Origin of the sequence: Bradyrhizobium sp. Ce-3, from assembly GCF_022835695.1 — a bacterium.
Lineage (GTDB): Bacteria > Pseudomonadota > Alphaproteobacteria > Rhizobiales > Xanthobacteraceae > Bradyrhizobium.
This window is the reverse complement of the sequence record NZ_BQUV01000007.1, coordinates 314808-339041: the sequence shown is the minus strand read 5'-3', so window position 1 is coordinate 339041 and position 24234 is coordinate 314808. Positions and strand designations below refer to the sequence as shown.

Sequence of the window (24234 nt, the reverse complement as noted above, 5' to 3'; positions counted from 1 at the left end):
AGGCAATATCCCCTAAAAGATGGGCGGACCGGCCTGCCACTGCCTGATCGCCTCGAACGGGTGGATCAGCATGATGATGTTGAGCGTCAGATTGTCGCGAATGTGCAGCAGCATCACGATTTCGAACACAATCCCGAGCGCGACCGTTGCGGCGATCGGCAGCTTGCGCGCCAGCAGGAAGCCGAAAACCATCGCGAGCGTGTCCGAGACCGAATTGACGATGGTGTCGCCGTAATAGTCGAGCGAGATCGTGCCGGCGCGGTAGCGCTCGATGATCCAGTTGGAGTTTTCGACGAGCTCCCAGCTGCCCTCGATCAGCATCGCGACAATCAGCCGCCCCGGCCAGGCGAGCCGCGGCAGCAGCAGGAAGGTCAGGCCATAGAACAGCAGGCCATGCAGCACATGCGACAGCGTGTACCAATCGGCGATATGCTGCGAGTTCTCCGAGCTCTGCACCGTGCCGTGCCAGAGCTTGACATAGCCGCAGGCGCAGATCGGTAAACGGCCCATCGCATAGAGCAACGCCGCTTGGAGCGCGAGCAGCGCGGCTGCGATCGCGAGCCATTGCCACGCCGGAACGCGAATGCCGGGCTTTGGCGCGATCGTCATGCGTCGCGCACCATCAGCAGCGCCGGCCCGTCGGGCGTGTCGACCATTCCTGCCTCTCGGAAGCCGGCCTTCGCATAGGCACGGACGGCACGCGCATTGGCCGGATCGGGATCGGTGACGATGCGCGGCGCACCTTGCGCCAGCCGGTCGTCGGCAAAGGCGCGGATCAGCGCCGAGCCGTGGCCGCCCTCGATCATCGTTGGCTCGCCGATGAAGAGATCGATGCCGCGGGTGCCGGCCGGATGGGTGCCGAAGCCTGAATTCCACGCCGTCAGGTCGTAGCACTGGATATAGCCGATATCGCCCTGATCGGTCGCGGCGATGAACTGGTCCATCGCCGGCTCATCGAGGTCGCCGCTGACCAGCGCATATTGCTCGGCCGGATCGCCCCACCACTCACGGACATGCGGCAATGCCAGCCACCGCCTGATCTGCGGCAGGTCGGCCGTCGTCATCGGGCGGAAATGATAGGGGCCGGCCATGCTCAGCCGCCGATCGTCTCGATCGTCACGTTGCGGTTGGTGTAGACGCAGATATCGGCGGCGATATCCAGCGCGCGGCGGACGATGGTCTCGGCGTCCTTGTCGGTATCGACCAGCGCGCGGGCCGCGGCGAGGGCGTAATTGCCGCCGGAACCGATCGCCATCACCCCGGATTCGGGCTCCAGCACGTCGCCGGTGCCGGTCAGCACCAGGGAGACGTCCTTGTCGGCCACGATCATCATGGCCTCCAGCCGACGCAGATAACGGTCGGTGCGCCAGTCCTTGGCGAGCTCGACGGCGGCCCGGGTCAATTGCCCCGGATACTGCTCCAGCTTGCTTTCCAGCCGCTCGAACAGGGTGAAGGCGTCGGCGGTGGCGCCGGCAAAGCCGCCGATCACGTCGCCCTTGCCGATCCGGCGGACCTTCCTGGCATTGGCCTTGATCACGGTCTGGCCGATCGAGACCTGCCCGTCGCCGCCGATCACCACCTTGCCGCCCTTGCGGACCGTGCAGATCGTGGTGCCATGCCAGACCGGCAGCTCATTTTGGGATGCTTGCATAGTTTACCTCTCTTCCGGGCAGATTTAGGCGGTCGGGCAGGGGGTTACAATCGGGGGAAATCAGAGCGTTTTCGAGCGAAGCCTGTCCCGGACTCGATCCGGGATGGGCACCGGTTCGCGGGAAGAAAACGCGTCACAACTAAATCGACAAGGATTTCCGGTCACCATGGCCCGAAGTTAGGCCGTTTCGGGGTCATCCCGCAGTAGCGAAGGTGACATCAGCCTGTTAAAAGACCGGCGTTTTCGGCACGGGAAAGCTTAATCTTCATGCGCACGGCAACCATCAAGCGCAAGACCAAGGAGACCGACATCGAGGTGACGGTCAACCTCGACGGAGCAGGCGTATCCACGGTTTCGACCGGGATCGGCTTCTTCGACCATATGCTCGACCTCCTGGCCCGGCATTCGCGCATCGATATCACGGTGAAGGCGGATGGCGATCTCCATGTCGATTACCACCACACCACCGAAGACGTCGGGATCGCGCTCGGGCAGGCTGTCAAGCAGGCGCTCGGCAACATGGCCGGCATCACCCGTTACGCCTCGATCCACATGCCGATGGACGAGACGCTGTCGCGCGTCGTGATCGACGTTTCCGGCCGCCCGGTGCTGGTGTTCAAGGTCGCGTTCCCGCGCGACAAGATCGGCGAGTTCGACACCGAGCTGGTGCGCGAGTGGTTCAACGCCTTCGCGATGAACGCCGGCGTGACTCTCCACGTCGAGACCCTATATGGCGAGAACAGCCATCATATCTCCGAATCCTGTTTCAAGGGTTTGGCGAGGGCGCTGCGGACGGCGGTTGCGATCGATCCGCGGGCCCAGGGCGAAGTGCCCTCGACCAAGGGTCAGCTCGGCGGCTGATCGGGGGAGCATGATCCGGAAACGGTGGCACCGGTTTTCCCGGAGATCATGCGGTAAGTAGAGTTCATCCTCGGCGGAGCGTTCGATGCCGGTCTATACAGTGCATGCCCCCGTGGCCAACGGCGCCGATCTCGCGGCGACCGACAAGTTCGTCTTCGTGCGCGACGGCTTCCATTTCTGGGCCGCGGTTGCGGGCGTGGTTTGGCTCGCCTGGAACAGGCTCTGGCTGGCGCTGATCGGCTGGCTCATCCTCACCTTCGCGATCGATTATGCGCTGGCCAGGCTCGGTATCGGCCGCGGGGCGATCTTCCTCGTCGACCTGGTGCTGATGGTGCTGATCGGGCTGGAAGCGGCGACGCTGCAGCGCTGGACGCTGTCGCGGCGCAAATGGCGCCAGCTCGACATCGTCGTGGCCGACAATCTGTTGGACGCCGAACACCGCTTCTTCGAGCGCTGGACCGCGCGGCATCGCGGCGCCGTCAACGACCAGCGGTCGGTCGATCGCGGCGGGCCACCCCCGACCCGGGACGTGCCAGGTCAATCATTCTCAAAACCCCCGCCGATGCCGCAGGGCGGCATCATCGGATTGTTTCCAGAGCCAGGAGGATCGCGATGACGGTTGCAATCATCGATTACGGCTCCGGCAATCTGCATTCGGCGGCGAAGGCTTTCGAGCGCGCCGCGCGCAGCATGGAGGATCCGCAAGCCATCAAGGTGACGCGCGATCCCGACGCGGTGTATCGCGCCGATCGGATCGTGCTGCCCGGCGTCGGCGCGTTCGCCGATTGCCGCCGCGGCGTCGATGCGGTCGACGGCATGCTGGAAGCGCTCACCGAGGCGGTGCGGGTCAAGGCACGGCCGTTCTTCGGCATCTGCGTCGGCATGCAGCTGATGGCGACGCGCGGCAAGGAGCACGTGATCACCGAGGGCTTCAACTGGATCGGCGGCGATGTCGTCAAGATCGAGCCGCGCGACGAGAGCCTGAAAGTGCCGCATATGGGCTGGAATACGCTCGACATGGTGCGCGAGCACCCCCTGCTGGAGCGGCTGCCGCTCGGGCCGAAGGGGCGCCACGCCTATTTCGTGCACTCCTATCACCTCAACGCCGCCAACGAGGCGGATGTGCTGGCGCGCGCCGATTACGGCGGGCCGGTGACCGCGATCGTCGGCAAGGACACCGCTGTCGGCACCCAGTTTCACCCCGAGAAGAGCCAGCGCTTCGGCCTCGCTCTGATCTCCAATTTCTTGAAGTGGAAGCCGTGATTCTCTTTCCAGCGGTTGATCTGAAGAACGGCCAGTGCGTGCGCCTGGAGCAGGGCGACATGGCGCGCGCCACCGTGTTCAATCTCGATCCGGCGGCGCAGGCGCGAAGCTTCGCCGCGCAGGGTTTTGAATATCTCCACGTCGTCGATCTCGACGGTGCGTTCGCCGGCAAGCCGATGAATGCCCATGCGGTGGAGGCGATGCTGAAGGCCGTCACCATGCCGGTGCAGCTCGGCGGCGGCATTCGCGACCTCGCGACCATCGAAGCCTGGCTCGACAAGGGCATCACGCGCGTCATCATCGGCACCGCGGCGGTGCGCGATCCCGAGCTGGTGAAGGGCGCGGCGAAGAAATTCCCCGGCCGTGTCGCCGTGGGCCTCGATGCGCGTGACGGCAAGGTCGCGGTCGAGGGCTGGGCCGAGACCTCGCATGTGACGGCGCTCGAGATCGCGCAGCGCTTCGAGGACGCCGGTGTCGCCGCGATCATCTTCACCGACATCGCCCGCGACGGCCTGCTCAAGGGCCTTAACCTCGACGCCACCATCGCGCTGGCCGACCGCATCTCGATTCCGGTGATCGCATCCGGCGGCTTTGCCTCGATCGACGACGTCAAGGCGCTGCTGGAGCCGCGCGCCAAAAAGCTCGCCGGCGCCATCGTCGGCCGTGCGCTCTATGACGGCCGGCTCGATCCGGCCGCGGCGCTCAAGCTGATCAAGACCGCGGCCTAGGAGACAGCCATGTTCAAGGTTCGCGTGATCCCCTGCCTCGACGTCAAGGACGGGCGCGTGGTCAAGGGCGTCAACTTCGTCGATCTGCGCGACGCCGGCGATCCGGTCGAGGCCGCGATCGCCTATGACGCCGCCGGCGCCGACGAACTCACCTTCCTCGACATCACCGCCACCCATGAGAACCGCGGCATCATGCTCGACGTGGTGCGGCGGACGGCTGAAGCCTGCTTCATGCCGCTGACGGTCGGCGGCGGCGTCCGCACCGTCGACGACATCAAGACCTTGCTGCGCTATGGCGCCGACAAGGTCTCGATCAATTCAGCGGCGGTCAGCCGCCGCGAGTTCGTCAAGGAAGCCGCCGAGAAGTTCGGCGAGCAGTGCATCGTGGTCGCGATCGACGCCAAGCGGGTCAAGCGCGCCGGCGGCTCTGACCGCTGGGAGATCTTCACCCATGGTGGACGGAATGCCACCGGGATCGATGCCATCGAATATGCCCAGGAGGTCGTCGCGCTCGGCGCCGGTGAAATCCTGCTGACGTCGATGGACCGGGACGGCACCAGGCAGGGTTTTGACCTGCCGCTGACCCGGGCGATCGCGGATAGTGTCCCCGTACCGGTTATCGCGTCCGGCGGCGTCGGCAATCTCGATCACCTGGTCGACGGCGTCCGCGAGGGTCATGCCACCGGCGTGCTGGCGGCGTCGATCTTCCACTTCGGGGAATTTACCATTCGCCAGGCCAAGGATCACATGGTGCGCGCCGGCCTGCCGATGCGGCTCGATCCCTAGAGCATGGTCCGGAAACAGAGTGGTCTGGGACTCCTTGTCACAAAAATGCTAAGTCCCCACCTAAGGGATGGCACCACAGCGGTGCCGATGCGCATGCTTGAGTTGAGTTGATGTCGCGTTTCACGGTCCACGATTTGGCTGCCACCATCGACGCCCGTGCTGCAACGGGCGGCGAGGCGTCCTACACCCGCAAGCTGCTCGACAAGGGCGCGGAGCACTGCGCCAGGAAATTGGGCGAGGAAGCGGTCGAGACCGTGATCGCCGCGGTCGAGAACAACCGCGAGCATCTCGTCGCGGAAAGTGCCGATCTCGTGTTTCACCTGCTCGTTCTGTTGAAATCACGCGGCGTGAAGCTGGAAGATGTCGAGGCCGAGCTGGAGATGCGCACCTCGATGTCGGGACTGCAAGAGAAGGCGTCGCGCACGCGCGACTAGCGCAAATGATCGAGCGCATCGAGAGGGGCGGCCTCATGGACATCCGGGCACCAGATCAGCAGTACAACCCCTATCGCGTCTTCACGCGCCAGCAATGGTCGCATCTGCGCGACGATACGCCGATGACGCTCGAGCCGGGCGAATTCGACCGCCTGCGTTCGATGCACGATCGCCTCGATTTGCAGGAGGTCGAGGACATTTATCTTCCGCTGTCGCGGCTGCTCTCGATTTATGTCGATGCGACCCAGCGGCTGTATTATTCGCAGCGCCAGTTCCTCAACATCCGCGATCGCAAGATGCCCTACATCGTCGGCGTCGCCGGATCGGTGGCGGTCGGCAAGTCGACCACCGCCCGCGTGCTGCAGGCGCTGCTGGCGCGCTGGTCGCCGCGGCCGAAGGTCGACCTGATCACGACCGACGGTTTCCTGTTTCCCAATGCGGTGCTCGAGCGGCAGGGCATCATGCAGAAGAAGGGCTTTCCGGAGAGCTACGACCTGCCGACGCTGCTGTCGTTCCTCAGCGACATCAAGGCGGGCCGTCGCCGGGTGCGCGCGCCGGTCTACTCGCATCTGACCTACGACATCGTGCCGAACAAATGGGTCGAGATCGACCAGCCTGATATCCTGATCGTCGAGGGGGTCAACGTGCTGCAGACCGGGCGGCTGCCGCGCGATGGCAAGGCGGTGCCGTTCGTGTCCGACTTCTTCGACTTCTCGGTCTATATCGATGCCGACGAGGCGGCACTGCGGCAGTGGTACATCAAGCGCTTCCTGGCGCTGCGCGACACCGCGTTCACCGATCCGAGGTCCTACTTCCACCGCTACGCGCCGCTGTCGGACGAGGAAGCGACCGCAACCGCGATCGCGATCTGGGAGCGCACCAACCTCGCCAATCTCGAGGACAACATCCTGCCGACCCGCCCGCGCGCGACGCTGATCCTGAAGAAGGGCGCCGACCACGTGGTGGAGTCGGTCGCGCTGCGGCGGCTGTAAGCATCACCGCATCTCAGCGAACGGGCCACATCACAGCCTTCGCCGGGACGACGGCGAGTTTGTGGCAGGCTACGCCGCGATATGCCGCGCGGCGGCGAGGCCCGCGAGGGCTTCTTCCAGCTTCTCGCGGTCGAGCGGCTTGATCAGGAAACCATCCATGCCGGCTTCGAAGCAGGCATAGCGGTCCTCCACCAGCGTGTTGGCGGTCAGTGCCAGGATCGGGGTGCGGCGGGTCGACTGGCCGGCCAGCTCGCCGGACTCATGGGCACGGATCTGCTTGGTGGTCTCGATGCCGTTGAGGCGCGGCATCTGGATGTCCATCAGCACGAGATCATAGGGCGTGCCGGCTGACCTCGCCGAGAGCCAGGATTCCATCGCCTGCTCGCCATTGGTGGTGATGACCACGTTGTGGCCGAGCCGGGTGAGCAGCGAGCGCATCAACAGCGCGTTGATCTCATTGTCTTCGGCGACCAGGACCGACAGCCCCTTGTGCGGCGGCGCGGGCACCGGCGCGGCGGGCGCGGATTCGGCGACGGCCTCGATCGCAAGACCTGGCATCGCAAGGCTTGGTGCGGCGATTTCGGGCGACGCGGTCAGGCGTGCCGCGAGCGAGGACGCGCGCAGCGGCTTCACCAGATAGCCGGTGAACATCGCCGTCTCGGTGGCCGAAAGCTCCTGCCGCGTCGCCGGCGTGAACATCACGATGCGATGGATCGCATGGAGCCGGGCGGCGTTGGCGAACGCCTCCATCGCCGGCGCGCCGAGGCTGTGGTCGATCAGCACCGCGTGCCAGCTCCGCTCCGGCAGCAATGCCTCGGCCACATTGGCATCCGACACGATGCAGGTCTGCGCGCCCCAGCGCTGCAGCCGACGCGAGATCAGCGAGGCCTCGATGCTGTGCGGCGCGACCAGCATGATCGACTGGTTGGCGAGATCGGGCACCGTGAAGCCGTTGGCCTCGCCGGTGTCGGCGCGGGCCAGCGGGATCGACACCTCGAAGGTCGAGCCGGCGCCGGGCGTGCTGGCCAGCGTGATGCGGCCGCCCATCCGCCTGACGATGCGGTCGCTGATCGAGAGGCCGAGGCCGGTGCCGCCATAGCTGCGCGCGATGCGGTCGTCGGCCTGCTCGAATTCGCGGAAGATGCGCTGCTGCGCCTCCGGTGCGATGCCGATGCCGGTGTCGCGGACCAGGAAGCTGATCTCGTTCGGCCAGATGCCGGGCTCGACGATCAGCGCCACGCCGCCGGTCGCGGTGAACTTGATGGCGTTTCCGGCGAGGTTGAGCAGCACCTGGCGCAGCCGTGCGGCATCGCCGGTCACCTGTGTCGGCAGCCGCTCGTCGACATAGGCCGCGATCTCGATGCCCTTGGTTTGCGCGCGCGGCGCCAGCAGCTCGGTGATGTCCTCGATCAGGCCGGACAGCGCGAAGGCGCGATGTTCGAGATCGATCTTGCCGGCCTCGATCTTGGAATAGTCGAGCAGCTCCTCGATCAGCGCGAGCAGTGCGTCGCCGGATGTCTTGACCGCCTTGACGTAGGTCGTCTGCTCCGGCGTCAGCTGCGTGTCCATCAGCAGTCCGCTCATGCCGATGATGCCGTTCAGCGGGGTGCGGATCTCGTGGCTGGCCATCGCCAGGAAGCGCGACTTGGCGCGGTTGGCGGCGTCGGCCTGATCGCGGGCTTCGGCCAGCGCCCGCTCGCTCTCGGTGCGGTCGGTGACGTCGCGGCCGACGCTCTGCATCTCCGCGGGCGCGCCGGCATCGTTGCGCACGAGGCCCTCGCGCCAGGCGATCCAGCGCGGCCCGAGCGGGCCCTCGATCTTCTGGTCGTAGACCCGCGTGCCGTTGGATTCGAGCGCGGTGTCGCCCTGTTCGAGCACGTTGAGCGTGGCGGTGCTGCCGATCAATTCGCCGCGGGGGATCTGCGCCAGCTCGCAATAGGCGTCGTTGGCATAGGTGATGAGACCGTCGAGGTCGCGCAGCACGATCAGATCGTCCTGCGCCTCGAACAGGGTCGAGGCGCGTTGCTCGGCCTCCTGCAGTTCCCAGTTGCGGTCGGCCATCGCCTCATTGTGCATGGCGACGGTGCGCAACCTCTTGCGCATCAGCCGCAGGCGGATGCCGAGCGTCACGATCCAGAGGCAGGCGAGCGCGAACAGGAAGCTGACCCCGATTGCGAATGAATTGGGATCGTAGCCGCTGTGCGGTGAGAGGGCGCCGGAAATGAACCCGAAGGCGCCGCCGAATGCGACCGAGAAGATCGTGAAGGAGCGGACGATCGTCGCAACCCAGGAATGGCGCCGCAGGAAGCGGCGCAGGCGCAACTTGATCCGGAAGAAACGCCCCATCAATGGTGGCCCTGAAATAACTTGATCCGGCGATGACGATGCGTCGGCCACCTTGAAAAGTGCTTGAGGTTGGTGACCGTTTCGCGCCACCGCTCGGATCAGGGTTAGCGGGAGGTTAACTCCGCCACGACCGGGTTCGGGACGCGCGTGTGCGGCGCCTGCGACGCCGCTTCGAGGCGGGGGTGCCCGCCGCGGGCGCTGACGATCAGGGCGGCGGCATCGCGCACCGAGAACGTCTTCGACTGCACATAGACGCGGTAGTCGGACGGGCCATCATCATGCGACAGGTAGATGATCGGGCCGGTCGCCGTCGGCTTGCCGGAAATCCCGATCAGCTGCGGCGCCGCGCTGCGCTCGCACGCACCGGCCTCGGCATCGTCGATGTCGTCGATCACGGTGAAGTCGGCGGCGTCGGGGCTGTCGGCGATCCGGACCCGGACGGTCGCAACGCCGGGGTCGTCGGTGAAGCTGACGTGAAGCTGCGCCAGCCAGGGCACCGATGCGATCTGCATCGTGGTGCCGTCCACCTCGATGCAGGGGCGCGGGCCCGGCAGGATTTCAGCGCGGGCAAATACCGCGGCCACGGCAAGGGGCACCACCGAGGCCAAAACCTTCAAACGCAACATGACACAACTCGCTCACCCAAGCGTCCCGCGGATCGCGGTGCTTATGGTTTGCAGAGCGTAAATGAGAGTGGTTACCGTCACGTTGACGCGAGGCATTGCGCCATAAATCGGGGCAGGGAATCGGGCCAGGGCGCCGGTTTTCATCACGCCGCGCGGCGCAGATCGTCGGCCAATGCACGATAGGACAGCGCTTCGGCGAGGTGCAGCCGGCCGATCGTATCAGTGCCGTCGAGATCGGCGAGCGTCCGCGCCACCCGCAGCACGCGGTGATAGCCGCGCGCCGTGAGGCGCATGGTGTCGGCGGCTTCGCGCAGCAGCTTCTGCCCCTGCGCGTCGGGCTGCGCGATGGTTTCGAGCAGCGAACTCGGCGCTTCGGCATTGGTGCGGACCTGCGGCATGCCAGCCGCCGCATAGCGCGCGAGCTGGATGTCGCGCGCCGCCGCGACGCGGGCGGCGACCTCGGCCGAGCCCTCGGCCGGCGGCGGCAGGATCAGGTCCGCCGCGGTGACGGCCGGCACCTCGATCCGCAGATCAATGCGATCCATCAGCGGGCCGGAGATCCGCATTTGGTAGTCGGCGGTGCAGCGGTCGAGCCGGCCGCGCTTGCAGGAATAGCCCGGCTCATAGGCGTGGCCGCAGCGGCACGGGTTCATCGCCGCAACCAGCATGAAGCGCGCCGGATAGGTGACGCGGTGGTTGGCCCGGCTCACCGACACCTCGCCGTTCTCCAGCGGCTGGCGCAGCGAATCCAGCACGCGCGGATCGAACTCCGGCAGTTCGTCGAGGAACAGCACGCCCTGATGCGCGAGCGAAATCTCGCCCGGCTTGGCGCGCATGCCGCCGCCGGTCAGCGCCGCCATGCTGGCGGAATGATGCGGGCTGCGGAACGGGCGCCGCGCGGTCAGGGCGCCGTCGCGGATCTCGCCGGCGACCGAGGCGATCATCGAGACTTCGAGCAGCTCCGACGGCGACAGCGGCGGCAGGATCGAGGGCAGCCGCGCCGCCAGCATCGACTTGCCGGCGCCGGGCGAGCCGATCATCAGCAGATGATGCCCGCCGGCGGCCGCGATCTCGAGCGCGCGCTTGGCGCTCTCCTGGCCCTTGATGTCGCGCAGGTCGAGCAGCGCTTCCTCGCGCGCCTCATTCTGGTCTTGCACCTTCGGCTGCGGCCGCGACAGCAGCTGCGTGCCCTTGAAGTGATTGGCGATCTGGATCAGCGAGTGCGCGGCGATGATCTGGATGTCGGGGCTCGCCCAGGCGGCTTCAGAGCCGCAGGCGGCCGGACAGATCAGTCCCTCGTCGCGGGAATTGGCGCCGATCGCGGCGGGCAGCACACCGGCGACGGCTGCGATCGAGCCGTCGAGCCCGAGCTCGCCGAGCACGGTGAAGCCGCTCAGCGCATCCGGCGGGATCGCCCCGATCGCCGCCATGAGGCCGAGTGCGATCGGCAGGTCGTAATGGCTGCCTTCCTTGGGCAGGTCCGCCGGCGCGAGGTTGACGGTGATGCGGCGGGCGGGAAGCGCGAGGCCTGAGGCGATCAGCGCCGAGCGCACCCGCTCGCGCGCCTCCGACACCGCCTTGTCGGGCAGGCCGACGATCGCGAATGCCGGCAGTCCCGGCGCGACCTGGACCTGCACGTCGACCGCGCGGGCCTCGATCCCCTCGAATGCGACGGTAGAAACGCGCTGGACCATGCTGCCCCTGTCTTCCGCAATCGAAGGTAGCGGAGCGGGCCGTCTAGCGCAAGAACATTAAGAGAACATCCGGGGCGCCGCGCCGTCCTTGACCCTGTTGCTTATCTTGGATAACCGCGCGACGGCCAACGGCACAGTGCGGCCGATGGCAAAAGGAACGTGTCGGCAACGGCGATCTAGGTGATCCCCCACGTAGCACGCACGCGCGAACGGAGGCGCAATCGTGTGGCCGGGGACCAAGGGACCCAAATCCCTCGGGATCGCAACAATGCTCGTCCATCGTCGTGTCCGATACACCAGCCGGCCGCGGCGCCGCGCTGCTGAATAACGAACAACCTCGTTTCAAGTGAGACCGCCCTTGCGACGCTTACCGCTATCTGGAGCGGCGCACGACCTCGATTGCTGCTTCGATTAGGGTTGCGGGAACCTTTTGCCGAAGGTGTTGATGGTGATCGGACCCTCATCGGGCACACTGAGATCAAAAAGCGTATTCCCGTCACCCGAAAAGACTTCCAGGCGAATGCCGTCGAAGGCGACATCGCTCGCCCATTGGTATTCCACGGAGTGGTCTTCGAGTATCAGGGTTCCCATGCGGCAAGCTTATCGAGCCAAAGGCGGACAATTGGTGTCCGCTTCATTTCGGAGCGGTAGTCCGATCAGATTGTAGCTGTTCAGCGAACAGTTGGAAGCTTGTCGTTCCATCTGTGGCTTCTATAGCCCACGGGGTCTCAGTGGTGATGTCGGTGATTTCGCGTCCAGCATCATCTTGGCGTCTTGCAACGACCTCGCACGCAATAAGAACCGGCTGAGGAAATCGGCTGTCAGACCGTAGTTCTTCATCAGTAAGAAGCGGCGCCTTCTCGACTACCAACCATTCTCTACCAAACCTATCGGCGAACCGGCATTCCACAAATCCTGGAAAATCGTCACTGACCCATCTCGTAATCTCGGCGCGAATATACGTCGTCACGACTACTCCCCGAGTGACGTCGACCATTCCGTCTAGCACACGCTGCTGCTGTGACCTCGGCGGCGGCCGCCGCTTTAAGCCGACCATCTTGAAGTACGGATGGTCGGCGGCGACCGGTGCCGCCCCCGAAGCTCAGGCCGTTACAGCGTCATCTGCATCGGCTCGGGATAGTAATGAAAGCCCTCGCCGGCCTTGGCGACGTGGCCGTATCCCGGCCAGGCAAAGTGATAGGACATCACCGCCGTCTTGTTCGCCGCCAGCATCTCCAAGAGCTTGACCCGCGACGCCGCCGCCTGCTTCGGATCGGTGTCGTAGGAGAACTCCATCCGCGGCCGCTCCAGCAGCAGCACCGCGTGATGCGAGAGATCGCCGAGGAAGGCAAAGGACTTGCCGCCCGAGCTCACCATGAAGATCGAGTGACCCACGGTGTGGCCGGGTGCTGCGATCGCCGTCACGCCGGGCAGGAATTCCTGGCCGTCCTTGAAGAACACGATGCGGTCGCGCACCGGCAGCAGGTTCTTGCGGGCGTGCACGATGAAATCCTTCAGCCCGCTGCCCATCTTGCCTTCGTCGGTCCAGAACTCGAGATCGCTTTGCGCGATGTAGTATTGCGCATTCGGGAACAGCGGCTTGTCGTCGGCGCCGACAATGCCGCCGATATGATCGATGTGTGCGTGCGACAGCACGACGGCGTCGATGTCCGCCGGCTTGATGCCGGCCTCCATCATGCTCTTCTGCTGCCGGCCGGTGGTCTTGCCGAACAGTTGCGACGTGCCCATGCCGGTATCGAACAGGATCAGCTTGTCGCCCATGTTGACGATCGGCGAGTTCTGCTCGAGCACGACATTGTCGGGCGAGAGGAAGTTGTCGGAGAGCATCTTCTTCACCTCTTCCTTCGGCACGCCGGTGAAGGTGCCGGAGGGATCGCCGAGCGGAAGCGGGCCGTCGGATACGACGGTCACTTCGGCGTCGCCGAGCTCGAAGCGGTGCCAGTAGGGTGTCTGCGTGCCGAGCTTCGGTGCGCGCGCCTGTGCGGTGCTGCCGAGCAGAGTGCTGGCGCCGAGACCGGCACCGAGCGCGAGCAAGGATCGTCGTGAAACATCGAGCGTCATAACGTCTTCCTCCACATTTTTTATGAGATTTTCGCGTTGTTGCCCGCGCGTTGACCCGCCGCTTGACCTGACGCAGGCAACAGAATGCTGCCCTCGCCCGCGCAAGCTGGCAAGTAGAATAAGGCGAACGCACGCGCGCCCACGCGCTCAAGCGCGATGAGGTCCGATTAGATCGTCAGCGCGCTTTAGCTCTTTGTTTGAGCATGATCTTTCTCGGAAAACCGCTTCGCACTTTTCCGGATCATGCTTCTAAATTTCAGCCAGCAAGTGCGGCGCACAAGGGAGGATTATTTCGCGGCGCGCTTTGTCTCGATGGTATCCCAGATCATCGCCGCGACGTCGGGACCGTTGAGCCGCTGAATGGCGCGGATGCCGGTCGGCGAGGTGACGTTGATCTCGGTCAGATTGCCGTCGATCACGTCGATGCCGACGAACAGCAGGCCGCGCTCGCGCAGCGCAGGTCCAAGCGTGGCGCAGATTTCGCGCTCGCGATCCGAGAGCTCGGTCGCCTTGGCCGCGCCGCCGCGCACCATGTTGGAGCGCAGGTCGTCGGCCGCCGGCACGCGGTTGACGGCACCGGCGAATTCGCCGTCGACCAGGATGATGCGCTTGTCGCCGTGCTTCACCTCGGGAAGGAAGCGCTGGATCACCCAGGGCTCCTTGAAGGTGACCGAGAACATGTCGAACAGCGAGCCGAAGTTCATGTCCTGCGGCATCACGCGGAACACCGCGGCGCCGCCATGGCCGTGCAACGGCTTCATGACGACGGCGCCATGCTGGTCGCGGAAGGCGTTGATCTCGTCGAGGTCGCGCGAGATCAGGGTCGGCGGCATCAGCTGCGGGAAATTCATCACGAACAGCTTTTCCGGCGCGTTGCGCACGCTGGCCGGGTCGTTGACGACCAGGGTCTTCGGATGGATGCGCTCGAGGAAATGGGTCGAGGTGATGTAGGCGAGGTCGAACGGCGGGTCCTGCCGCAGCAAGACGACGTCGAAGCCGTTGAGCGGCTCGCGCTTCGGCTCGCCCAGCGTGAAGTGATTGCCGACCTCGTCGCGCACGGTGAGCAGCTGCACCGGCGCCACGAGCTCCTCGCCGCGCAGCGACAGTTTGTCGGGCGTGTAGTAGGACAGGCTGTGGCCGCGCTTCTGCGCCTCGAGCAGCAGCGCAAAGGTGGAATCGCCGCGGATGTTGATGCGCGCGATAGGATCCATCTGGACGGCGACGTTCAATTTCATGGGCGTGTCCCGCGAGGTCTGAGGGTCGTGACTTTAAGGGCTGGCGTCGAATGCCGCTAACAGATGGCGCGGCAGGCTCTTCGGCGCAATCAGCACGGCGTCGAATCTGAGGTCAAATTCGGCATGTTCGGGATGCGCCATCAGCCAGGCCTGGGCGGCATTGACGATGCGCTGCTGCTGGCGCGGCGTCACCGCATAGGCGGCCTCATCGAGGCTGGCACGGGCCTTGACCTCGACGAAGGCGACGAGGTTGCGCCGGCGCGCCACCAGATCGATCTCGCCATAGGGGGTGCGGAAGCGCCGTGCCAGGATGCGATAGCCCTTGGCGATCAATAGCGCCGCGGCGCGGCTTTCGGCCGAGATGCCGGTGCGGAACGCGGCGACCCGTTCGGGCGCGGCGCCGTCAGTCTTCGCCATCGCGGTCCCCGATGGTTTTCGCGAGCTCGAGCGCGCGGGCGTAGACCTCGCGGCGCGGCCGGCCGGACAGCTCGACCGCGTGGGCCACCGCATCCTTGACGCTGCCGCGGGCGAGTTGCGCGCGCAGGAGATCGTCGAGCGAGTGCTCATCCATCACCCCGGCGTCGTCGGCCGGCGGTCCGATCACGAGCACGAACTCGCCGCGCGTCTCCAGCGCGTCCGCGGCTGCTGCAAGCTCGGCGACCGGCGCGCGCTTGACCTCCTCGTGCAGCTTGGTCAGCTCGCGGCAGATCGCCGCATCGCGCCCGGCCATGACCGCGGCGAGATCGCGCAGCGTATCCTGCACGCGATTGCCGGATTCGAACATCACCAGCGTCGCATCGATCCGGGCCAGTTCATTGAGCCGTGCGCGGCGCGCGTGTTCCTTGGCCGGCAGGAAGCCCTCGAAGAAGAACCGGTCGGTCGGCAGTGCCGCCACCGACAGTGCTGTCAGCACCGACGATGGCCCGGGCACCGCGATCACGGCATGTCCGGCGGCGCAGACCTCGCGCACCAGCTTGAAGCCGGGATCGGAGATCAGCGGCGTGCCGGCGTCGGACACCAGCGCGATCGCGGCGCCCTGTGCCAGCCGCTCGAGGATCTTGGGCCGGGCCTGGACCGCGTTGTGCTCATGGTAGAGCGCGAGGTCAGCGGTGATCGCGTAACGCTCGGTCAGCCGACGCGTAATCCTGGTGTCCTCGCAGGCGATGACGTCGACACCGGCCAGCGTCTCCAGCGCGCGCAGGGTGATGTCGGCGAGATTTCCGATCGGGGTCGCGACCAGATGCAGCCCGGGCCTCGCCTTTGGCGCGGCCAGCTGCTGGCCGCCGATCGAAAAGGTTCTGGCTACAGCGCCCGTCGTGGCATCCGAATGGTGGAGGGAACTGGCTTTTGCGCGCATAATGCCAATCTAGAGCGTTTTCGAGCGAAGTGGATATAGCCTCTAGCGGGATGGCGGCGCCTGCGCCACATCCTGCAAATGGCGGTGATGGAACGCTGCCTGAGGGAGGGAAATGGAGGCCGCGGCAAGGGCGCCGCGGGGCCATAATCCTTTTGTTTTAGTTAACTATTCGCCGACAATATGCCCAAATCCACCCGCCTCATCGAAGGTGGATGGAGTCCTGGCCGATCTTGGTCGGCCAAGAGAAGAGAGACGATGGAAGGCCCGCATCACCGTACGTCCCCGCCGTCGGGCACGACCCGGCGGACCGCGCTTGGCCTACTCGTGGGCGCGCCATTGCTGACCGCCTGTTCCGGCGTGCAGCAGAGCCTCAGTCAGTTTTCCAGTCCGTTCGGCGGCAACCAGGAAGCCGGTCCCGCCGGCCCGCAGCAGCAGCCGCAGGCGGTCGGCACCGGGCAGGTCAAGATCGGGCTGATCCTGCCGCTGTCGGGCTCGGGCAATGCCGGGCTCGCCGCGCAGTCGATGCGCAACGCCGCCGAAATGGCGCTGGCGGAATTCCAGAACCCGAACATCCAGCTCTTGATCAAGGACGACGGCGGCAGCGCGCAGGGCGCGTCGCAAGGTGCCCAGCAGGCGCTGTCCGAAGGCGCCGAGATCATCCTGGGACCATTGTTCGCAGGCTCCGTGCCGGCCGTCGCGCAACTGACGCGGCCGCGTGGAACCTCGGTGATCGCGTTCTCCACCGATTCCAGCGTGGCCGGACGCGGCGTCTATCTGCTGAGCTTCCTGCCGGAGTCCGACGTCAACCGGATCGTCGACTATTCCGCCGGGATCGGGAAACGCTCGTTCGCCGCGATGGTGCCCGATAACGCCTACGGCAATGTGGTCGAGGCCGCGTTCAAGCAGGCGGTCGGCCGCAAGAACGGCCGCGTCGTCGCGTTCGAGAAATACGGCGCCGATCGCGCGACCCCTGCGCGGACCGTGGCGCAGGCGCTCGGCCAGGCCGATGCGCTGCTGATCGCCGACGACGGCGATTCGGTGGTCGCGACCGCCGACGCGCTGACCGCCGCCGGCGCCAATCTGCGCAACATCCAGCTGCTCGGCACCGGGCTGTGGGACAATCCCCGGGTGTTTGCGAGCCCGGTCCTGCAGGGCGGCCTCTATGCCGCGCCCGATCCGTCCGGCTTCCGCAGCTTCGCCGGCCGCTACCGTACCAAATATGGCGGCGAGCCGGTGCGCACCGCGACGCTGGCCTATGATGCCGTCGCGCTGATGGCGGCGCTGGCGCGCACCCAGGGCGCGCAGCGCTTCGCGCCGGAGACGCTGACCAACCCGTCCGGCTTTGCCGGCATCGACGGCCTGTTCCGCTTCCGCTCCGACGGCACCAATGAGCGGGGCCTTGCGGTCATGAAGGTGGCGTCGGGCGGCAGCACGCCGGTCGCAGGCTCGCCGAAGAGTTTTGGCGCCTGATTTTGGTCAGGCGCCGGCCTGAAACCGCTTTAATGCACCCGCCAGCTACTGTGCATGGGGTTGTTTTCGATATTTTGGCGGCCTGGACCTAGGCGGCGAGATCCGCGACGACGGCGTCGAGCACCGGGAAGCCCGATTTGGTCACGCGCAGCCGTCCGTCGGCATCGACGGCGATCGCGCCTTCCTCGCGCAGCATCGCGATCCGGTGCGGATCGAGCTGGCGGCCCGACAGCTTCGCATAGCGCCTGGGATCGATGCCCTCGGCGAGCCGCAGCCCCATCAGCAGAAATTCGTCGGCGCGCTCTTCGCTGTTGAGGCTGTCATCGGTGACGACGCCATGGCCGCGCTCCTCGACGTTCAACAGCCAGGCCTCGGGGCGCCGCTCGGTCGCGGTCGCGTGCCTGACGCCGTCGATGTCGAGCCGGCCATGCGCGCCGGGGCCGATGCCGGCATATTCCTCGCCGCGCCAGTAGACGAGGTTGTGCTTGCACTCGGCGCCCGCGCGGGCGTGGTTGGAGATCTCGTAGGCCGGCAATCCCTCGCGGGCGCAGACCTCCTGCGTCACGTCGTAAAGTGCGCGGGAGGTCGCTTCATCCGGGGTCTGCAATTTGCCGGCGGCATGCAGCCCGAAGAACGGCGTGCCTTCCTCGATGGTGAGCTGATAGAGCGACAGATGCTCGGCTGCTTCCGAGATCGCCTGCTTCAGTTCATCGGCCCACATCTGCGGCGTCTGGTCGGGGCGCGCATAAATCAAATCGAACGAGTAGCGGTCAAATGCGCTTCGCGCGATCGCGACTGCGTCGAGCGCCTCGCGCGCAGTGTGCAGGCGGCCGAGTGCCTTGAGCGACGCATCGTCCAGCGCCTGCACGCCGAGCGAGACGCGGTTGACGCCGGCCGCGCGATAGCCGCGAAACCGCGTCGCCTCGACGCTGGTCGGATTGGCCTCGAGCGTGACCTCGACGTCGCGCGCCACCTGCCAGTGCTTGCCGATCGCATCGAGCACGGCGCCGACGGTCTGCGGCTGCATCAGCGACGGCGTGCCGCCGCCGAGGAAGATCGAGGTGACCTCGCGGCCCGGCACCCGCGCGGCCGTGGTCTCGATCTCGCGGGTGAACGCGCGCACGAAGCGCGCCTCATCGACCGGCGCGTGCCGGACGTGGCTGTTGAAGTCGCAATACGGGCATTTCGACAGGCAGAACGGCCAGTGCACGTAGACGCCGAAAGCTTCCCGGTCAGCGTGGCTCAAGGCAGATCTCCGCGAGCTTCACGAAGGCGCGGGCGCGATGCGACAGGCCGAGCCCGAGCGGCGGCAGGCCGTGTTTCTCGATGCTGCTCATCTCGCCAAAGGTCCGCGTGTAACCATCGGGCAGGAACGCCGGATCATAGCCGAAGCCGGCGGTGCCGCGCGGCGGCCAGACCAGGGTTCCGTCGACCCGCGCCTCGACCTCTTCGAGGTGATCGTCGGGCCAGGCCACGCACAGCGCCGAGACGAAATGCGCCTTGCGCTGCGCCGGCTCGGTGGCGCCGCGCTCCTGCAGCAGCCGCTCGATCCGCGTCATCGCCGCCATGAAATCCTTGCCCTCGCCGGCCCAGCGCGCCGAGTAGATCCCGGGCGCGCCGTCGAGCGCGTCGACCACGAGGCCGGAATCGTCGGCGAAGGCCGGCAGCCCCGTAGCTTTCGCCGCCGCGATCGCCTTGATCGCCGCATTGGCCCGAAAGCTATCGCCGGTCTCCTCGGGCTCGGCGAGGCCGAGCTCGCCGACCGACACCGCCTCGACGCCGTGCGGCGCCAGCAGTTCCCGCATCTCGGCAAGCTTGCCGGGATTATGGGTGGCGATGACGAGCCTTCCGGTGATTCGGCGATGCATGGCCAATCTGACTACGCCACCGCGATCTTTTGCAAGTCGACCAGACGCGCGACACCTTTGCGCGCCAGTGCCATCAGCGCCAGGAACTCGTCCTGCGAGAACGGCGTCTTCTCGGCGGTGCCCTGAACCTCGATGATGCGGCCGTCGCCGGTCATGACGAAATTGGCGTCGGTGTCGGCCTCGGAATCTTCGGCGTAGTCGAGATCGAGCACCGGCGTGCCCTGGTAGATGCCGCAGGAGATCGCCGCCACGTTGTCGCGCAGCACGTTGGTCTTCAGCATGTTGCGGGTCTTCATCCAGTTGATGCAGTCGGCCAGCGCCACCCAGGCACCGGTGATCGAGGCGGTGCGGGTGCCGCCATCGGCCTGGATGACGTCGCAATCGACCGTGATCTGGCGCTCGCCGAGCGCTTCGAGATCGACGGCGGCGCGCAGCGAGCGGCCGATCAGCCGCTGGATCTCGACCGTGCGGCCGCCCTGCTTGCCGGCGGAGGCCTCGCGGCGGGTGCGTTCCAGGGTGGCGCGCGGCAGCATGCCGTATTCGGCGGTGACCCAGCCGCGGCCCTGGCCCTTCAGCCATGGCGGCAGACGCTCTTCCAGCGTGGCGGTCACCAGCACATGGGTGTCGCCGAACTTCACCATGCAGGAACCCTCGGCATATTTGACGACGCCGCGTTCCAGCGACACGGGACGCAGCTCATCGGGTGCACGGCGGCTTGGCCGCATGAAATCCTCCAGAAATCCGAGAAAATTGGCTGGCCGTGCTTGTAGGAGGGGGAAGGGGCAGCGGCAAGGGTTTTGGCAAGGGTTTTGGCGAGGGTTTTCGGCCCTGGTATCGTCCCGGTATCAAGGGGTTGAATGCCCGCTTGTCACCGGCCTCCTGGATCGACAAATTAGGCAGTAATTGCGAGGGACTGGAGTGTGACTCATCACGATCCGATCGGCCTGATCGCGCCGCATGCCGGGCTCGCCCAGCTCAACGAGCGCTCGCGCGACATTTTTCGTCAGATCGTCGAAAGCTATCTCGCGACCGGCGAGCCGGTCGGCTCGCGCAACATCTCGCGCCTGATCGCCTTGCCGCTGTCGCCGGCCTCGGTCCGCAATGTGATGTCGGACCTCGAGCAGCTCGGCCTGATCTATGCGCCGCACACCTCGGCCGGCCGGTTGCCGACCGAACTCGGCCTGCGCTTCTTCGTCGACGCCCTGATGCAGGTCGGTGACCTCACCGAGGCCGAGCGTCAATCGATCCAGACCCAGCTTGCGGCCGTCGGCCGGGCGCAATCCGTCGAGGCGGCGCTCGGCGAGGCGCTGACGCGGCTGTCGGGGCTGACCCGCGCCGCGGCAGTGGTGCTGACGCAGAAGTCGAATGCGCGGCTGAAGCACATCGAATTCGTCCGGCTGGAGCCCGAGAAGGCGCTGGTCGTGCTGGTCGGCGAAGACGGCCAGGTCGAAAATCGCGTGCTGGCGCTGCCGCCGGGCGTTCCGTCCTCGGCCCTGACCGAAGCGACCAATTTCCTCAACGCGCGGATCCGCGGCCGGACGCTGGCCGAAGCCCGGCTCGAGCTCGAAACCGCATTGACGCAAAATCGCGCCGAGCTCGATCAGCTCACCCAGAAGGTGGTCGCAGCCGGGATCGCGAGCTGGTCCGGCGGCGAGAGCGAGGACCGCCAGCTGATCGTGCGCGGCCACGCCAATCTGCTCGAGGATCTGCACGCGCTCGACGATCTCGAGCGGATCAAGTCGCTGTTCGACGATCTCGAGACCAAGCGCGGCGTGATCGATCTGCTCGGCCGCGCCGAACGCGGCGAAGGCGTGCGGATCTTCATCGGCTCGGAGAACAAGCTGTTCTCGCTGTCGGGTTCCTCGACCATCATCGCGCCATACGGCGACGCCCAGGGCCGGATCGTCGGCGTGCTCGGCGTGATCGGACCGACCCGGCTGAACTATGCCCGGGTGATCCCGACCGTCGACTATGCCGCGCGCATCGTCAGCAAGATGCTGGGCGGCTGACAGGATCGGATTTCGTCTGCATTTGACGGGTTTTCTGCACCCGAACCGGAGATCCCTGTGCCCGAGACCGGCATGTTGCGCTTGATTTTCGCCGCCCAAAGCACGATATCCCGGCAAGCAATCCCCAAGATTTGAACCGACGCGAGTTTTCGAGAAGGCACGCCATGACCGATCCGAACCGGGCCAATGACAACACCGAGAATTCGGCGCCGACGGGTGAGCCCGTGGTCTCGAAGCCCTACATCATGCCTGACGATCCCGAGGTCGGATCGGCGGAGGCGCTGGCCAAGGAACTCGCCGAGGCGAAGGACCGGACGCTGCGCACGCTGGCCGAGATGGAGAATCTGCGTCAGCGCACCCGCCGTGAAGTCTCCGACGCCAAGACCTACGGCATCACGGGTTTCGCCCGCGACGTGCTCGATATCGCCGACAATCTGCAGCGCGCGCTCGACGCCGTGCCGGCCGAGACCAAGGAAGCCGCCGATCCCGGCCTGAAGGCGCTGCTCGAAGGCGTCGAGCTGACCGAGCGTTCGCTGCTCAACGCGCTGGAGAAGAACGGCGTCAAGAAGTTCGATCCGATCGGCGAGAAGTTCGATCCGAACTTCCAGCAGGCGATGTTCGAGGTGCCCGATGCGTCGGTGCCGTCGGGCACCGTGGTGCAGGTGGTGCAGGCCGGCTACATGATCGGCGAGCGCATCCTGCGTCCGGCACTGGTCGGCGTCTCCAAGGGCGGCGCCAAGGCCGCCCCGAGCGCCGATTTCACGGTCTGAGCCGCTGGGCTGAACCCAAGAGCCAGCGCTGTTCCGATTGAATCGGAACGGGGCTCTGGATTCTCGTTTTGACGCGTTTTCTTCACGCGAGCCGATATCCACTTCGCTCGAAAACGCCCTAGAGCGCGATGAGATCAGGTTGAATCGTCATCGCGCTTCAGATTCTTGTTCGAGCATCTTTTCGGAAAACCGCCTCACACTTTTCCGGATCATGCTCTAGGCGATATCCGACGACTGGATCCGCTTGACGCCGGCCTTGTCCATGTCGGCCCAGGCCTTGGTCAGCGATCCTTGGGTGTCGATGCCGCGACAGGCGTCTTCCACGACATAGGTCTCGAAGCCGGCCTTGCGCGCGTCGAGCGCGGTCCAGGCCACGCAGAAATCGGTGGCGAGCCCGGCCACGAAGACCCGCTCGACATTGCGTGCCTTCAGATAGGCGGCAAGCCCGGTGGTGGTCTTGCCGTCGGCCTCGATGAAGGCGGAGTAGCTGTCGACGTCCTTGTGAAAGCCCTTGCGGATGATCAGCTCGGCCTGCGGGATCGCGAGGTCCTTCGACAATCCGGCGCCGTCGGTGCCCTGTACGCAGTGGTCCGGCCACAGCACCTGCTTGCCATAGGCGAGGTCGACGGTTTCGAACGGCTTCTTGCCGGAATGGGTCGAGGCAAAGGAGACGTGTCCGGGCGTGTGCCAGTCCTGCGTCATCACCACATTGGCAAAGCTCTTGGCGATCTTGTTGATGACAGGCACCACCTGCTCGCCGTCCTTCACCGCCAGGCTGCCGCCGGGCAGGAAGCAGTTCTGCACGTCGATCACGAGCAGTGCGGAGCCGTCGTCGGGCTTGACCGCGGCGGCCCAGAGAGTTCTTGGAACCAGCGTCGCAAGCGCCAGGGTCCCGAGGCCTGCAACAACCTGTCGTCGATCCAACATCGCGCCCCTCCTCGCTTTGGTAACTGCGCGAGGAGGCTAGTTCCGTTCGGCGAACGACGAAAGTGGGATTTTTCCGACTGGAGCTGCGAAAGCCCGATCAGCCGCGCGGCTGGATGCCGTCGCGCACCGCGCGGAAGCGCGGGAAGGCCTTCTCCCAATCGGTACGCGGCGAGCTGCCGATGACGCGCATCGAGGTTTGCGCGCCGAACCGCAGCCACTGCACGATGGTCACCGGGGTGTTGTCCTTGCCGCTGACGGCGTCGATCCGGGTCTCGAAGCCGGGCTGGCCGTCGATCCGGATCGGTTCGGACATGGTGATGCGCCCGTCGCGCACGCCGGGGATCGTGGTGGCGATCTGCTGCGCGAAGCGGCCGCGATCATCCGGCGTGGCCGGGGCCGAGCCGATGATGCCGAGCAGCATGAAGGGCTTGGTCTCGAGGGCCTTGTCGTCGCCGTCTGCCATCAGCAGCGCGGCGCCGGGCGCCAGCGTGCGGACGTTCTTGAAATTGCTGAGCTCGGTGACCTTGAACGGCATCATGCCAAGCTGCTCGTCGACCGGCACCTCCTTGCGGATTTCGGCGGAGGCGAACATCTGCCGGACGGCGTCATCGGTGTAGATCTTGCTGGCGTTCTCCGGCACCTGCACCGCGACATAGCCGGAGAAGGTCGGCCCGGGCAGGATCATGGAATAGCGCCGCACATTGCTGGTCCCGTCGCGCGCGCTCTCCACGGTGTAGTAGGCAAGGCCGGCCGGCGTCTCGAGGCTCTCCGGCTTGATGTTGCCGGTGCCGGCGGGGTTGGTCTTGAAGGCGGTCACGACCTCGTTGTAGGCGTCCGCGGGCAGGTCGGCGATCAGGACCTTCACGCCCTGATCCTCGGTCTCGAAGCCGATGAACGATTTGGCGCGGACGAGGCCCACCAGCGGCTTCATGCCGACATGCGCGCCCGGCGGAAACACCACGTCTGCGGCGAAGCCACGACAGGTGGCAGCAATCAGCAAGGCAACCGCAACGAGAACTCGAAAAGGCGTCATGGGGAATCTACCGGTTTTGCTTGGTGGCCGCGCAACGGGGCCGGTGCAGGGCTGGATGGCCTCTTCAGTCGGACCGCTTTTAGCGGTTTTGATGACCCTGCA

General features: G+C 65.9%; 26 protein-coding genes. 10 read left to right on the top strand and 16 right to left on the bottom strand.

Features of this window, described 5'->3' with window-relative positions; genetic code table 11:
* Nucleotides 1–12: 12 nt before the first annotated feature.
* The 3 genes from BRSPCE3_RS25055 to hslV are packed head-to-tail and all read right to left on the bottom strand — an operon-like array spanning nucleotide 13 to nucleotide 1651.
* Nucleotides 13–609 (bottom strand): DUF2585 domain-containing protein, encoded by a 597-nt coding sequence (locus BRSPCE3_RS25055; RefSeq protein ID WP_244068961.1) that lies wholly within the window; start codon nucleotides 607–609, stop codon nucleotides 13–15.
* Nucleotides 606–1091 (bottom strand): GNAT family N-acetyltransferase, encoded by a 486-nt coding sequence (locus BRSPCE3_RS25050; protein ID WP_244068960.1) that lies wholly within the window; start codon nucleotides 1089–1091, stop codon nucleotides 606–608. The genes BRSPCE3_RS25055 and BRSPCE3_RS25050 overlap by 4 nt, the downstream gene beginning before the upstream one ends.
* Nucleotides 1092–1093: 2 nt before the next feature.
* A complete protein-coding gene (gene hslV, locus BRSPCE3_RS25045; RefSeq protein ID WP_244068959.1) occupies nucleotides 1094–1651 on the bottom strand; it encodes an ATP-dependent protease subunit HslV in 558 nt (185 codons plus the stop codon).
* A 267-nt stretch (nucleotides 1652–1918) separates the two neighbouring features.
* On the opposite strand from hslV, the gene hisB reads away from it, so the two are divergent.
* From hisB to coaA, 7 genes are all read left to right on the top strand, one after another.
* Nucleotides 1919–2512, top strand: a complete 594-nt coding sequence (gene hisB, locus BRSPCE3_RS25040; protein WP_244068958.1) for an imidazoleglycerol-phosphate dehydratase HisB — start codon at nucleotides 1919–1921, stop codon at nucleotides 2510–2512.
* 85 nt (nucleotides 2513–2597) lie between these two features.
* On the top strand, nucleotides 2598–3128 hold the full coding sequence (locus BRSPCE3_RS25035; protein ID WP_244068957.1) for a DUF2628 domain-containing protein: 531 nt from the start codon (nucleotides 2598–2600) through the stop codon (nucleotides 3126–3128).
* Complete coding sequence (gene hisH / locus BRSPCE3_RS25030) at nucleotides 3125–3775, top strand: imidazole glycerol phosphate synthase subunit HisH (RefSeq protein ID WP_244068956.1); 651 nt, start codon at nucleotides 3125–3127, stop codon at nucleotides 3773–3775. Before BRSPCE3_RS25035 ends, hisH begins: the two co-directional genes overlap by 4 nt.
* Nucleotides 3772–4503, top strand: a complete 732-nt coding sequence (gene hisA / locus BRSPCE3_RS25025) for a 1-(5-phosphoribosyl)-5-[(5-phosphoribosylamino)methylideneamino]imidazole-4-carboxamide isomerase (protein ID WP_244068955.1) — start codon at nucleotides 3772–3774, stop codon at nucleotides 4501–4503. Before hisH ends, hisA begins: the two co-directional genes overlap by 4 nt.
* A 9-nt stretch (nucleotides 4504–4512) precedes the next feature.
* On the top strand, nucleotides 4513–5289 hold the full coding sequence (gene hisF, locus BRSPCE3_RS25020; RefSeq protein WP_244068954.1) for an imidazole glycerol phosphate synthase subunit HisF: 777 nt from the start codon (nucleotides 4513–4515) through the stop codon (nucleotides 5287–5289).
* Between the two features lie 110 nt (nucleotides 5290–5399).
* On the top strand, nucleotides 5400–5723 hold the full coding sequence (locus tag BRSPCE3_RS25015; RefSeq protein ID WP_244068953.1) for a phosphoribosyl-ATP diphosphatase: 324 nt from the start codon (nucleotides 5400–5402) through the stop codon (nucleotides 5721–5723).
* 35 nt (nucleotides 5724–5758) lie between these two features.
* Entirely contained in the window at nucleotides 5759–6715 is a 957-nt protein-coding gene (gene coaA / locus BRSPCE3_RS25010) for a type I pantothenate kinase (protein ID WP_244068952.1), read from the top strand.
* A 69-nt stretch (nucleotides 6716–6784) separates the two neighbouring features.
* Here coaA and BRSPCE3_RS25005 read toward each other — a convergent pair whose 3' ends face one another.
* The 8 genes from BRSPCE3_RS25005 to rsmI form a co-directional block, all read right to left on the bottom strand.
* A complete protein-coding gene (locus BRSPCE3_RS25005; protein ID WP_244068951.1) occupies nucleotides 6785–9061 on the bottom strand; it encodes a PAS domain-containing hybrid sensor histidine kinase/response regulator in 2277 nt (758 codons plus the stop codon).
* 104 nt (nucleotides 9062–9165) lie between these two features.
* Nucleotides 9166–9687, bottom strand: coding sequence for a hypothetical protein (locus tag BRSPCE3_RS25000; RefSeq protein WP_244068950.1), 522 nt, complete (start codon nucleotides 9685–9687; stop codon nucleotides 9166–9168).
* Nucleotides 9688–9830: 143 nt separating this feature from the next.
* A complete protein-coding gene (locus BRSPCE3_RS24995) occupies nucleotides 9831–11381 on the bottom strand; it encodes a YifB family Mg chelatase-like AAA ATPase (RefSeq protein WP_244068949.1) in 1551 nt (516 codons plus the stop codon).
* Nucleotides 11382–11792: 411 nt separating this feature from the next.
* A complete protein-coding gene (locus BRSPCE3_RS24990) occupies nucleotides 11793–11972 on the bottom strand; it encodes a hypothetical protein (RefSeq protein WP_244068948.1) in 180 nt (59 codons plus the stop codon).
* A gap of 519 nt (nucleotides 11973–12491) precedes the next feature.
* Complete coding sequence (locus BRSPCE3_RS24985; protein WP_244068947.1) at nucleotides 12492–13463, bottom strand: MBL fold metallo-hydrolase; 972 nt, start codon at nucleotides 13461–13463, stop codon at nucleotides 12492–12494.
* Nucleotides 13464–13750: 287 nt separating this feature from the next.
* Nucleotides 13751–14698, bottom strand: coding sequence for a glutathione synthase (gshB, locus tag BRSPCE3_RS24980; RefSeq protein ID WP_244068946.1), 948 nt, complete (start codon nucleotides 14696–14698; stop codon nucleotides 13751–13753).
* 33 nt (nucleotides 14699–14731) lie between these two features.
* Nucleotides 14732–15115 (bottom strand): YraN family protein, encoded by a 384-nt coding sequence (locus BRSPCE3_RS24975; RefSeq protein WP_244068945.1) that lies wholly within the window; start codon nucleotides 15113–15115, stop codon nucleotides 14732–14734.
* Entirely contained in the window at nucleotides 15102–16055 is a 954-nt protein-coding gene (gene rsmI / locus BRSPCE3_RS24970; protein WP_244068944.1) for a 16S rRNA (cytidine(1402)-2'-O)-methyltransferase, read from the bottom strand. The genes BRSPCE3_RS24975 and rsmI overlap by 14 nt, the downstream gene beginning before the upstream one ends.
* A gap of 255 nt (nucleotides 16056–16310) precedes the next feature.
* Here rsmI and BRSPCE3_RS24965 point away from each other — a divergent pair, with 255 nt between their 5' ends.
* A complete protein-coding gene (locus BRSPCE3_RS24965) occupies nucleotides 16311–17525 on the top strand; it encodes a penicillin-binding protein activator (protein ID WP_244068943.1) in 1215 nt (404 codons plus the stop codon).
* An 88-nt stretch (nucleotides 17526–17613) separates the two neighbouring features.
* On the opposite strand, the gene hemW is transcribed toward BRSPCE3_RS24965, so the two are convergent.
* The 3 genes from hemW to rph are packed head-to-tail and all read right to left on the bottom strand — an operon-like array spanning nucleotide 17614 to nucleotide 20118.
* Nucleotides 17614–18771: a radical SAM family heme chaperone HemW gene (gene hemW / locus BRSPCE3_RS24960; protein WP_244068942.1), complete on the bottom strand. Its 1158-nt coding sequence runs from the start codon at nucleotides 18769–18771 to the stop codon at nucleotides 17614–17616.
* The gene (gene rdgB, locus BRSPCE3_RS24955; protein WP_244068941.1) at nucleotides 18758–19393 is read right to left on the bottom strand and encodes an RdgB/HAM1 family non-canonical purine NTP pyrophosphatase; all 636 of its coding nucleotides are present in this window, start codon (nucleotides 19391–19393) and stop codon (nucleotides 18758–18760) included. Before rdgB ends, hemW begins: the two co-directional genes overlap by 14 nt.
* An 11-nt stretch (nucleotides 19394–19404) precedes the next feature.
* A complete protein-coding gene (gene rph / locus BRSPCE3_RS24950) occupies nucleotides 19405–20118 on the bottom strand; it encodes a ribonuclease PH (protein ID WP_021078183.1) in 714 nt (237 codons plus the stop codon).
* Nucleotides 20119–20313: 195 nt separating this feature from the next.
* Between rph and hrcA the strand changes: the two genes are divergently transcribed.
* Together hrcA and grpE are read left to right on the top strand one after the other, a co-directional pair.
* Nucleotides 20314–21402, top strand: coding sequence for a heat-inducible transcriptional repressor HrcA (hrcA, locus tag BRSPCE3_RS24945; protein WP_021078184.1), 1089 nt, complete (start codon nucleotides 20314–20316; stop codon nucleotides 21400–21402).
* Between the two features lie 164 nt (nucleotides 21403–21566).
* On the top strand, nucleotides 21567–22172 hold the full coding sequence (grpE, locus tag BRSPCE3_RS24940; RefSeq protein WP_244068940.1) for a nucleotide exchange factor GrpE: 606 nt from the start codon (nucleotides 21567–21569) through the stop codon (nucleotides 22170–22172).
* A 216-nt stretch (nucleotides 22173–22388) separates the two neighbouring features.
* Here grpE and pncA read toward each other — a convergent pair whose 3' ends face one another.
* Together pncA and BRSPCE3_RS24930 are read right to left on the bottom strand one after the other, a co-directional pair.
* Complete coding sequence (pncA, locus tag BRSPCE3_RS24935) at nucleotides 22389–23099, bottom strand: bifunctional nicotinamidase/pyrazinamidase (RefSeq protein WP_244068939.1); 711 nt, start codon at nucleotides 23097–23099, stop codon at nucleotides 22389–22391.
* Nucleotides 23100–23196: 97 nt separating this feature from the next.
* A complete protein-coding gene (locus tag BRSPCE3_RS24930; protein ID WP_244068938.1) occupies nucleotides 23197–24132 on the bottom strand; it encodes a hypothetical protein in 936 nt (311 codons plus the stop codon).
* Nucleotides 24133–24234: the final 102 nt, after the last annotated feature.